Annotated in this window: 8 protein-coding genes; 4 read left to right on the top strand and 4 right to left on the bottom strand. The window is 49.9% G+C overall.

The window, feature by feature from the left end; all coding sequences use genetic code 11:
• Positions 1–140 (top strand): IS3 family transposase (locus MOY_RS16825; RefSeq protein ID WP_139029279.1); only part of this gene is annotated, 140 nt, incomplete at its 5' end.
• A gap of 78 nt (positions 141–218) precedes the next feature.
• Here the strand turns inward: MOY_RS16825 and MOY_RS03470 are convergent.
• From MOY_RS03470 to MOY_RS03455, 4 genes are all read right to left on the bottom strand, one after another.
• The gene (locus MOY_RS03470; RefSeq protein WP_009096546.1) at positions 219–1,316 is read right to left on the bottom strand and encodes a chain-length determining protein; all 1,098 of its coding nucleotides are present in this window, start codon (positions 1,314–1,316) and stop codon (positions 219–221) included.
• Between the two features lie 3 nt (positions 1,317–1,319).
• Positions 1,320–2,129: an ABC transporter permease gene (locus MOY_RS03465; RefSeq protein ID WP_009096544.1), complete on the bottom strand. Its 810-nt coding sequence runs from the start codon at positions 2,127–2,129 to the stop codon at positions 1,320–1,322.
• Between the two features lie 78 nt (positions 2,130–2,207).
• Positions 2,208–3,944, bottom strand: coding sequence for a polysaccharide biosynthesis/export family protein (locus MOY_RS03460; RefSeq protein WP_009096541.1), 1,737 nt, complete (start codon positions 3,942–3,944; stop codon positions 2,208–2,210).
• Positions 3,944–4,354: a DVU3141 family protein gene (locus MOY_RS03455; protein WP_009096539.1), complete on the bottom strand. Its 411-nt coding sequence runs from the start codon at positions 4,352–4,354 to the stop codon at positions 3,944–3,946. Before MOY_RS03455 ends, MOY_RS03460 begins: the two co-directional genes overlap by 1 nt.
• 901 nt (positions 4,355–5,255) lie before the next feature.
• Between MOY_RS03455 and MOY_RS03450 the strand changes: the two genes are divergently transcribed.
• The 3 genes from MOY_RS03450 to MOY_RS03440 are packed head-to-tail and all read left to right on the top strand — an operon-like array spanning position 5,256 to position 10,695.
• Positions 5,256–6,020, top strand: coding sequence for a hypothetical protein (locus tag MOY_RS03450; RefSeq protein WP_009096538.1), 765 nt, complete (start codon positions 5,256–5,258; stop codon positions 6,018–6,020).
• Between the two features lie 2 nt (positions 6,021–6,022).
• A complete protein-coding gene (locus MOY_RS03445) occupies positions 6,023–8,377 on the top strand; it encodes a hypothetical protein (protein WP_009096536.1) in 2,355 nt (784 codons plus the stop codon).
• Positions 8,365–10,695, top strand: coding sequence for a tyrosine-type recombinase/integrase (locus MOY_RS03440; protein WP_009096533.1), 2,331 nt, complete (start codon positions 8,365–8,367; stop codon positions 10,693–10,695). The genes MOY_RS03445 and MOY_RS03440 overlap by 13 nt, the downstream gene beginning before the upstream one ends.
• The last annotated feature ends 424 nt before the right edge of the window (positions 10,696–11,119 follow it).

Below are 11,119 nucleotides of genomic sequence, written 5' to 3'. Positions count from 1 at the left end.
CAACACGCGAAGCAGCTAGATGTGACGTGTTCAATTATATTGAAATGTTTTACAACCCAAAGCGCCGACACGGCACAAGTGATAACTTGTCACCGGTTGAGTATGAAAGGCGTTACTTTAAGAGCCTAACGGGTGTCTAGAATATCCGGGGCGATTCAACCATTGCTCAAGAGTTACCACCAACCACTCACTCTTCACCACTCACCACTCACCAAAACTCAATCCCGATGGTCTTTCACAATCATGATGAGCATGCTGAGGATGAAGGCCAAAAAGATGGTAATGATGGCGAACACGCTGCTGTTATATAAGCGGTTAGGCTCGGTTGGGTATTCGGGGAATAGCGGGCTTTGCAGTACGCTTACTTGCTTGAGCTGGCGGGCGGCTTCTAAGCGAGTGTTTTCTAATGCAGCCAGGGCACTTGAGTAGGTTTCTTGAGCAAACTGAGCTTGTAGCTCTAGGGTTTCGTACTCGGCGGAGATGCGGTTAAGCGAGTCCCCTGCCGCTTGGGCTAGGCGGTCGCGCTGTTCAATGATTTGGTCGCGAAGTGCTTCAATATTGCGCTCTACTTGGCGCATCTCGGAAGATTGTGCGCTTTGGAAGCTGGCAAGTGCGTTGCGCTGGGCCTGTAAGCGGGCAAGATCGCCTTCTAACGTAGCAACCACTTGGTTAATGCTTTCCACTGTGGAGGTGGGCGATACTAAGCCGTACTGGTTTTGAAAGTCGAGTAACTCTGAACGGGTATCTCTAAAGCGGTCTTCCAGGCGTACCATTTGATGCTCTAGAAAACGCACTTGCTCGTCTGCTAAGCGGTGGCCCATTTCATTCATGTGGTTTTCGCCAGCTTCCAGCAGTAGCGTTGCCATGCTGTGGGCGAACTCTGGGGTGTAGCCTTGCACATGAATATTCAGCACCCCAGCGTATTCGTCCAGCTCCACTTCTACCCGGCGCAGGTAATATTTGTGCAGGTCTTCAATCGGGGCGTTTGCATCGCGCAACTTGGCAAAAAAATCGCCATGCTCGCTATAGTGCTGGCGAATCCCTAGCTGCTCGTCTAACAAACGCAACATATCTACTGATAGTAAGTGCTCACGCAGCAGTAGGAGATCTGCCGTGTTACCCCCTCCGCCCCCCATTAATGATGAAAGGCTGAATTCTGGCGTGGCGACTTGGGGGCTTTCTAATACTACCGTGGCGCGGGATACGTAGCGCTCTTCTGCCCAAACAAACCAATAGAATGAGACCAGCAGGATGGCAAGAAATGCAACGGCCCATTGGGGAGAGGTTTTTACAAATCGACGTAGGGAAACGTACATGAATTATTTTGCCTTTAACCGATCAACAAAACGCAGGTGCATGAGTAGCCCTACTGAAATTAGTGAAAGCGTAAATAACCAGAAGTAGAGCAGGCTGGTGCCGTGAATGACCTGATAGTTTTCAAAAAAGCCCAGTCGGAGGGTTTCTAACGCGTGTGGAATAGGGTTAAGCATCAGGTATTCCAGCAGCCAGTGAGGCAGCTGATTGAGCGGAAAAATGACGCCAGAAATGATCAACAGCGGCAAAGACAGCATACGAATCACGCGGCCTACTTCCGGCACCAACGTAGCGGCTGTAGAAGTCACTAGCCCCAGCCCAAGCCCTAAACTCCAAAGCGACAGCCAGGCCCCCATCGCCCTAATTGCATTATCGGGGTACATGTTTAACCCCAGCATCAAGCCACCTACGATAAAGATTAAAAAAACAAAGGTACGCAGCATACCCTCTAGGAAGTTACGCACCAGCACTGGGTCTGCAGGTTGTACTTGCCGATAAGCAAACAGCGCACTATTGGCTTCAATGGCCCCCATACCGCGCAGCATCCCTTCACGCACTAAGAAAAACCCCATCAGCCCAGCAATCATCCAGGGGATGAATTCAGCATTCACAATCAGCCGGTCGCCACGGATAAAACTGCGAATAGCTACCATGATGGCAACTAACGCCACTGGCTCAAAAATCATCCAGAACCAGCCCATGCGGTCTGCCATGGTGCGAGAAATGGCTTCTCGCATAAACATGGCGTACCACACGCTGCGGGTGACTTGCCAAGGCGTGCGGGCGCCCTTTGGCGCCCCTTTTACATTAGCCATAGCGCTACTTTTAAATTAGTGAGGTGTGAGGCGTGAGGTGTGAGCATTTCGTCTACTCACCACTCACCATTAAAACGCTTACAGATCCAAGGCTACACGGGTGGTAACGGCGATTTGGAACAGTATTTGCGTAAGCGTGGACGCTAACTGAAGGTTGTGGGTGGGCGCTTTGGGCATGATGAGAATCTCATCCCCTGGGCGAAGCGGCGAGTTACGGGCATGCTCCACTGCGCCGTTTTGGCGAACCAGCAGAATTTGGTCTTTATCTGCACGTTCGGTAAAGCCACCGGCGCTTTCCACGTAGTCGATAACGCTCATGCCCGGGCGATACACCGCGGCCTGAGGCACAAGAATTTCCCCGCTGATGAGTACTGAATCGCTAATTTCGGGAATGGTGATTACATCACCATCCTGCAGGCGAATGTCAGAAATACCGTCCTTTGAAGCAACTACTAAGCGGCCGCTTGGCTCTAGCTCACTGGCACGCTCAATAAAGCGCTCAATGAGTTCGGCCTCTTGAAGGCGTATTTGCGCTTCTTGGTCGGTACGCGATGACGCGCCCAGATAAGTGGTTTCCAAGCGGCGCAGGCTATCTTGAAGCGACTGCTCCTGCTGCTGGCGAACGCTTTCCCGCTGTAGTGAAATGCTTTCAACGGCGGTCATATTTTCAGGCACTGCGATGGCATCCAGCAATTCGCTTAAGCGTGCATTGCGGGGAAGCGCAAAGCGCGATGGGCCGTAATAGCTGCCTTCCACTTCCACCACGATGGTTTCGCTGCGCTGGTCGGCGCTAAACAGGACTTCATCGCCGCTGCGAATCGTTTGGCCGTAAAACATATCGATGGGGAAGTACTGAGCGATGGGGCCATCTTCACGGTCGCCACGCAGCAGCACATGCGATACGCCGCTTCTTAAGCGCGCCAAACTGACGATTTCAGCCCCACTGAGCAGGCTGCCCGTTAGTTCGTAACGGTGTTCGCGATGTACATCTCCCCCGACTGCGATGGCAGGGCCGCGTTCTTCTACCACAATGGTGTCGCCATCTTGAAACTGCGGGCGGGCAATGGTGCCGTTAATCAGGAAGTCATAAAGGTCGACGGTAGCTACGGTGCTGTTGTTACGCATCACACGGATCTGACGGTAGCTGCCTAGGTCTTGATCGATACCGCCTGCTTGGTCGAGGAAATAAAGCAGCGAATCGTTAGGGGTGCCTGCGTAGCGGCCGGGGTTTTCCACATAGCCGGTTACGAAGACGGCCACGGGCTGAACGCCCTGTAAGTTGGTGTATACCTCTACGTTATCCGGGTAGACAGACGTAATCGCGCGGCGCACGCTGTTATCTACTTGCTGGCTGTTTTGCCCTTGTACATTCAGCGGGCCAGAGCCAGGGATAAAAATGTTGCCTTGGGCATCTACCGGCAGAACGCGGTCGAGTTCAAAAGCCCCCCAAGCACGCACGGTGACTTGGTCACCCGGCTTAATACGGTAATCCGCATTGAGACCATCGCCCATAGCGCCACGAAAACCACCAGTAAAGAGGTTGGCACCAAAAGGCGGCAACGCATCAGGATTCTGCATAGGTAAGTTAACAGGGCCGAAGGTACCGCTACGCCAATCGGCACGAGGGGTATCATCTACTTGTTCTTGCTGTTGTCCGCTTTGACCACCTCTTGCGCTCTGCTCGGGCAAAATAGAATCAGCAAGACTAAGCGACTGTGCCGAAACGGGGCCTGCTACAAGTGCACCTATCATCAACGTCACGGCAACCACGCTGTGTTTTAGCGAAATACGCGGCATCGGCAGTAAAATCCTCATTAGTAGCGCCCTTCTACGGCCTGGGTCACAAGTCGCTGGCTCACCCAGCCATTTGGCGTTTCACACACTAGCGCGGCTTGGGCATTGCCACCCGCCGCCACCACGCGCAGCTGGCGGCATTGGCGGCCACTGGCGGCTAGGTAGGTTGAGTCGGCGATGATTTCGACGTTATCACCCCAGGGGCTGCGTGCCATGCTATGTATCCCGCTGGCAGGCGCCTGAGACAAGAAACGGTTTAGCGCTTCATCTTCCAGCGGCTTAGCGGTGTCGTTAGTGAGTACGTACTGTGCGGGTTGCTGTGAGGTGCCAGAGGGGTAATTAGTGGCACAGCCGCTTACCACGGCAACGCTTAGCGCCGCCAGCAGCATGCGCGCTGGCCGCGATAGGGAAATAGGAGTATCTAGTAACATAAGGATTTCCATTAAAAAGGCACGCTACCGCCCAGGGATTAAACGGGCGTGTTCCCTTGCCCTACACTGTACGGGTGAATATTAATTAACCTGTGCTATTAAAATGCACGCGCCATTGTAAGGTATTCGCATAGCAGGCTCTACGTAGACAAACCCTATACAAGCTTCTTTTAAAGCAAACCCGCCATGCACCACGCAAGGCCACTCGCGAAAATCATGATCCGCGAAAAAGTGATTGACAATACAGAAATAGCGATGGTAAATTTCCAACCAAGACTATCTACTGATAGTAGGTACTTATCGCACAGTGCCGGTAAATAATGCATTGATTAAGTACAATTGCATTTAATTTATCCGCTGTCGCATGGTGAGGATGATCACCTATCTTCACTTTTATTACGGCTCCCTCTCGATGTTCAAAATCGGTTGTTAGGAGTCCCCCAATACAAATGTGCCTATAGGATGGCTTCCAAAGATATCCATTTGGAAAATGCTGCCTTCTTGCACTTTGCTATTTCGAATGAAGCTTCCACACCGGCTAATCATGGCTGCCTCACTCTTCATAGCTTGGGCTGTGTAGGCTATTGCTATTGCTATTGCTATGGCTTAGACCAATGGCCATGACGAATAGCGCTAGGTGCTGGCTGGCTTGTTCTTTATCGCCGTAATCTTTTGGCGCTATCAATCTACTAGGCTAGGCAGTTCTCTGCCGCGCTTACCTTCTGTTTAAAACGTCATTTTTTCGGGTGTTTAGCGCTCGAGGGGTGACATTACGCATGCCTGCTATTTGAGGGTGTGTGCTGATTGCCGCCTTGAATTTTTAAAACGCTCCAACGCGGCTGGGGCACGAAGCGAAAAATTGCCCCTTATCACTATGTACACACATAAAAGAGCGTTGCACATGAACATTAATTTTCAGCCACTTACTGGTCATCCATACACTATTAAAGCACGCATAGATGTACGATCAGCCCAAGAGCTTCTTGGCTTTACAGACAACAGCAGTTATAAGAGTGGCGCTTCAGACCGAGCGCAAAATGTCGTGCTAACGCATCCTCCTGTCCTTTTGCTACCGGAAGGAGGGGGTGAGCAGCTATTAAACCGACCCTCAATAACTGCACAGCTCAATTCGATGAAATCATCACTTAAAAATAGCTTTTCACTGATGGAAAACTTAGTTGTTTACATCGTAGAGGAAGCATCTATAAAAAGTGACCATAGCATGCTGTTGAGCTTTCTTCTCGGAACGATTCAGCAACTTCATTATAAAAAGAAAGATTCGGCCGGTTCGCTACTATGGAAAAAGGCGGCCAACGAAATCTCACAAAACCCAGCACTTAAAACGTGCATAGAAAACACTCTATTCAATAGCGCGAAACTTTCGCTGCGCCACTATAAAACATTGCTCAACGCAGCTAACCTTAGCGAGAGCTCACTTGCCCATATGCCTGACATTAAAACCAGGAAGAAACCAGAAAATAAAAAAAACACAGAACCCAAAGGCAAGCTTGAAAGAACGCCAACAGATAACAGTACGGAAATTAAAAAAACAAGCACTAATTTTGACCATCAAAAAAAGCCATCTAATTTTGAAAAATCGTTAGCCATTATTAATAATGCTGCTGAAAAAGCAGAAAAACAGTTCTCATTAAATGTTGAGTTATAAAAATGTCCAATGAACGCCTTTATCCTCATGAAATCAAACAACAATGGGAGTCCGCCATAGGCTGCCTCCCTCTGTCTGATGATGAAAAAACATGTATTTTTGATGTTGTTAGCTATTCACAGACACCCGTCTCTCTGCTGACGTTTCAAAAAGCAGCTGCACTTTATAGTAGTGACGTTCAAAAAATTGATACTAACACGCTGCTTGTAAAATTACAGGCTAGTGAACTGATTAATAAAACCAAGCCCGAGCACATTGGAACTAACTATCCTGTCTATTATGCACTAACTCATCCCTCTTATCTCTCTCAAAGCTCAAATGCATTAGCAAAAAAGTCCAGGCAGTACTTTAGTCACCTTTTCAGTAGCGTTGATGAAAATAAAAGCATATCAAAATCGACATTTTATAACCATGTCTTGGCAGCGCGTGACGTTATCTGCGCTGTTATAAAATCAGGTATAACGGTTTTAGAAACACAACAATCTTTAGGCTCTGACATTTTAGCAACCATCAGAAGTGACGCACTGCATACACAAAAAAAACGTTTAAAAGACAAAATAGACACTTTAAGCATGTTGGCTAATAAAATTCTCACGCCCGGTGAAAAACAACGAGAATATAGCAGCTCAAATCGTCAAAAAAGTGCAGGCGGCACGCTTAAAAGCGATCCTTGGCATAATAAACGCCTAGCTTTATTATCAAAGACACCTCAGCCAAACCGTCTAACTATACGAAAAGAGCGCGACAGACAGTATGATAGTAGTAGCCAGTCCGAGAATACAGTTTTTGGCATGCATGACATTCCTATTAAAGGCCAAAAGCAAGCCCCTAGCGATAGAGAAGAATCAAGCGAAAGCACTCAAGTACAGCGCAAATTTTCTTCTACGCTTACCCGAACCGATGATGTTCAGCTCGTACGTCGACGGACGCAGGGCGCGCCAGTGTCATCATTGCCTGCGATTACCGATCTCGCACGACTAACAGACGAGACGGTGCGTAAAGTACTCGCGCAGCCACTCGAATTAAACTTAAAGTTTTTTGCGACTTTGCTTCTCGCATTTGGTTTGCCACCACAGCGATTAATGCGACTCATCATTAGCGAGTATATTAACGCGGCCACTGCCGACCCAAAAGACGAACGCCCCCATTGGTGCACCGCTGAAAGCCTGCTGTGTTATCGTTTACTCGACGGCCCCTCTTCAAGCAATGGTAACCCAGCAAATCAGTGGGTACAGCTCGCGCTACCTCCATCACTGACAGAGTTTTTTAATCGCTTTCCACTCTCAGAACGCCCATTTCGTGGTGCCCGCGGCCAGCTCAACCGACATCTCAAACGCTATTTTCGTAACGAACCTGGCATGATTCCCACCGCCAATCGTTTAAGCGCAAGCAGTTGGCTTTATCGTCGGCCACATGCCATTGATGATGTGGCTGCAAGCGCACTTGCTGGTCAGTTTGGCCTGGGCCTCTCCGCGCCAGCCGCTTACAGACAACTATCCAGAAACGAGCTTCAGCACGTGTTGGATAAAACGCTGCAACACCTAGGTATTCCGAAAACCACTTTGCCTGCCGCAATACCTGTTAACGCTCATCACACATCAGCGACTTTTGGGTCGGCCATTGCGCAGCCACCCGTGTTTTTTCTGTCGATATTTAATGATATTCGTCAACGCATGCGCAGTTCACAGGCAGAGCTCGAGACATGGCAACCTTATAAACCGTTTCCTACTGATGCTCTGTTATGCCTCTCACAGCTGGTTTCAGCACATGAACTACTTGGCTGGCAGCTATCAACGGGTGCCCGCCCGATTGGCCCAAGCAGCGAGAACCGTATTGGTCAAAAGCAGCAGTGGGTACATGACAAAAATTCAGCGCGCGGGTTAGAGTCGCGCGTTATTCCTGTTCTTCCTACAGTGCGCGACAGCCTTAAATCACTACACCGCTGGCACTCTTTAGTCATGCATGTCGCGAGCTCTACAGAGGTCGTTATTGATGATCAACGCACCGGTAACTTGGACACACCCACCTGGCTATTTAAACCTCGGCGCGATCAACACTTAATACTACGTGGCATGCACTGGTCAGACATATCGACTCTCAACCTATCATTGATATCAGATAGCCAAAATAATGTTGCTCGTCACTCGCTTGCTAGTTGGTTGCGCAAGTCGGTGCCGGACGCCCAAGTCGACGCGTTGCTTGGGCACGCACGCCACGGAAGGATGTTGTCATCGCCTCGTTCAGAAACCCCGTCGGGAGTACAAGGGCACCCTCAACTGTGTCATGTTTTAAAAAAGTGGTTAAACGCGTGCGGATATCAACCGCTGAATTGGAGCCGTATGCCATGGAATTACTAAATGCAGAGCGACTAATCAGCGAGTGGAAAGAAGCAAACCACCCACTCACCCAAGCATCGCAACTCAGCGATACAACACACATACTCAGCAATGCACTGGGTGACACGCCTATCCAAACACTAAAACTCGAGCAGCCGGATGTTTTAGCGCTAATCGAGCGTTTTTTTGAATGGCGTCAGGCTACCGAGCGCTCCATTTCAAGAAGACAAGCTCGAGACCGCGTTAACCGCGTGCTGACGGCTCTCAACTTAGTGCCCGGCATGCAGTCCGTATTAATGCCGGAGCCCATCGCTGTCCATCGGCCCTCTGCCCTTCCCACCACACCGCGATCTTTTTCAATGTCCGAGCAGATGATTGCCTTAGAGGTACACCTGCTGCCCTGGTGCCGGAAACGTCAGGATATCGACGCTTGGCTAATGCTGCTGGCCATTCGATTAATGACAAGGACAGGAATGAGTGAGACAGTCATGCTAGGCACACTAGCTATGCTTTCGCAGCAACATATCAACGGACGCGAGCTCGCCATCCCATCATCTCCTCATGCCCAGTGGCCTGACGACGGGCATTATCGGATCACCCTGCATGATGATGTATGGATACCCATCCGAGCACTAACCACGCGTCTGAAACGTAAAAACACAACAACGTGGTTATTTGATATCAGCGAAGATGCTGAAAGCTTAAATTATAAAGAGCGACGAAAACAGCTACGACAGAGGCTAAAAACAACAGTAAAACAGTGCCTAACTGAACTGCGCTCACACCCCGACAGCCATGAGTGGTATGCCTTGCGTCACTGGTCATCAGTCGTATCCGCTAGCCGCTACGTTGACGTTGTGCGCGGCACTCCTCCTCTATGGTCTACACTGCTACGACAATATCCGTTGCCAACGTGCACACCAGTGCCGCTGCTTGCCCAAAACGATGACGCCCATCAGTATGCCCCAGGTGCCAGCATGGGGCGGTTACCTGACCGAGTATCCAACCATAATCAAACACCAGCACCTATTCCTGAAGCAGGCTCTACAACACGCCCAGCGGGCGTTTATAGTTTCTCTACTCAACATTTACCAATCGACTGGCAGCGCCGCGCTAAAAACCTGCTGAGACAGTTTTTAGCCGAAGCTGCTCGACTCAATAAAAAAAAAGTAGTGGCCAAGAAACATACAGTGGATATGCAGACGCTGTTAGAACGCTATGAAAAACGGCTAAAAAGGCTTATTGGTCATCGCGGGCACTATCCAGACTGGATACTGCAATTCCTCTATTATCAGCTGCGTACTGAAGGGAATACACTCAGTACAGCACGCACCCAGCTTTCACGACTAACTCCTATCACCATGCTACTGCATGAAGCAGTGCTCGATCTTAGCGATTGGGATGATGATGTTGTACTCGAGCTGCAAATGGAGGCCCAATCCGGCGCCCAGTGGTCCGCCCGCACGCTAGAAAGTTTCAAAATCAGTTTTCGACAATTTATACGGTTCTGCCAACAGCACGGCATGTTAGAAGACGTATCACTGCCCAAGAAGCAAGGAGGTACACTGGCACCCAGCGTCTTACGCACACGCATTTTGTCACCGGACCATATGCAGCTGCTATGGAATACGCTGACAAACAACGTACCCGACGGCGACCCACGCCAAATGATGGGATTGGTGATTGCGCTTGGATTTTATGGTGGGCTGCGCGCCTCTGAAGTTGAATCGCTAACACTGAATTCCATCATATTTAGTGATGCTAATGAGCAAAGTCACCGCAACTGTTGGGTCGAGATCCTAGGCGGAAAAACAGCCGCGGCTAGGCGGCGAGTGGCTCTGCATATTATGGCACCACCTTCCGTTATCCAATGCATGCATAGGTGGGTCAATACTCGCCTGTCAGAATGCTCGCAGTGGTCGTTAACGGAAGCCGCGCTGTTCGGCCCTCGACACTCACCGGAAACCTATACACGCAAGTCATTAATTCAACCCGTCATCGAATGGATGCGCTATATGCTGGGTGAGGATATTGATTTTCATGGTCTGCGCCACGCGGCTGTCTCCTGGACGTTACTAAGGTTGCATGCGGCTCAACACCCGCATTTTCGAAACACCCTACAACATAGGCACCACTGGATGTTCCAACCGGAACCCTTACAAAAGATTCTTGAGCATTTTTGCGGCGCAGAAGGACGTGACACCCTGGCAAGAGGCACTTTGCTTTTGCAGGTCACTAAGTGGATAGGTCACCGCGAACCCGGCACGTTGTTAGAGAACTACGCGCATACACTTGGGCTCATACACAGTGACATACTGGCACCAAAACCGAAAAACTAGAGCGCTATCAATCACCTGCTCTTGCAGACCATTTATAAGGGCAGACCATTTAAGTGAGAGGCCTGACACCTAGACGTTAAAAAATAGGTTGATCAAGGAAACAACACGAAGACTTTACAAGTTAATAACGCCCTGATATTTTTACAGCAGTTGAGAACAAATTCTCAACCAGGTTTGGCGACCTGACAAGCAAAAGGCGCGCAAGCGCCCCTATCATGGAAGGCGCTCATTTGTGCTAGCCATGAATATGGCGGTCGTGCGTGGGAGACTCTCGGGTCTGCCGGTTTCCTTTTGCACCGGTTCGCCAACCTGCGTACGGCCGCCTCCATACTGTTTGGCGACAGTGGAGCGGCCCCTAAGCAAAAGGAGCTCTATCCATGGCAACATGTATATCCACACCTCTATACGATCGGCAGATAGTTGT

The sequence above is a fragment of the Halomonas sp. GFAJ-1 genome (assembly GCF_000236625.2).
Lineage (GTDB): Bacteria > Pseudomonadota > Gammaproteobacteria > Pseudomonadales > Halomonadaceae > Vreelandella.
Note: the sequence above shows the minus strand (reverse complement) of the source record. Positions and strands in the feature narration are given on the sequence as shown.